1 protein-coding gene is annotated in these 519 nt (G+C 60.5%); it reads left to right on the top strand.

Annotated features, from left to right (window positions below; all coding sequences use genetic code 11):
• Positions 1-519: IS21 family transposase (istA, locus tag ACZRN6_RS36575; protein ID WP_464009971.1), on the top strand; the 519-nt coding region annotated here is incomplete at both ends.

The following is a 519-nucleotide window of genomic DNA, read 5'->3' on the forward strand; positions in this document are numbered from 1 at the left end:
GGCCTTTGTGCCGCTGACCTTTGCTCTTGGCGAGGCGTTTCAGTTTGACTGGAGCGAGGAAGGCTTGCTGGTCGGCGGCATTTACCGGCGTATGCAGGTGGCACATCTGAAGCTGTGTGCCAGCCGTGCGTTCTGGCTTGTGGCGTATCCGAGCCAGGGCCATGAGATGTTATTTGACGCCCATACACGCTCGTTCGGCTCCTTGGGCGGCGTGCCGCGCCGGGGCATCTACGACAACATGAAGACCGCCGTCGACAAGGTCAATAAGGGCAAAGGCCGGGCGGTGAATGCGCGCTTTGCGGTGATGTGCGCGCATTACCTGTTCGATCCGGACTTCTGCAACGTCGCCGCTGGTTGGGAAAAGGGCATCGTTGAAAAGAACGTGCAAGACAGCCGCAGGCGTATCTGGCTAGACGCCCAGGACTGCCAGTTTCACTCCTTCGAGGAACTCAATGCCTGGCTGGGCCAGCGCTGCCGCGCGCTTTGGAACGAGCTGACGCACCCTCAATACAGCGGGCT

It is taken from the genome of Pseudomonas sp. A125 (assembly GCF_055409485.1).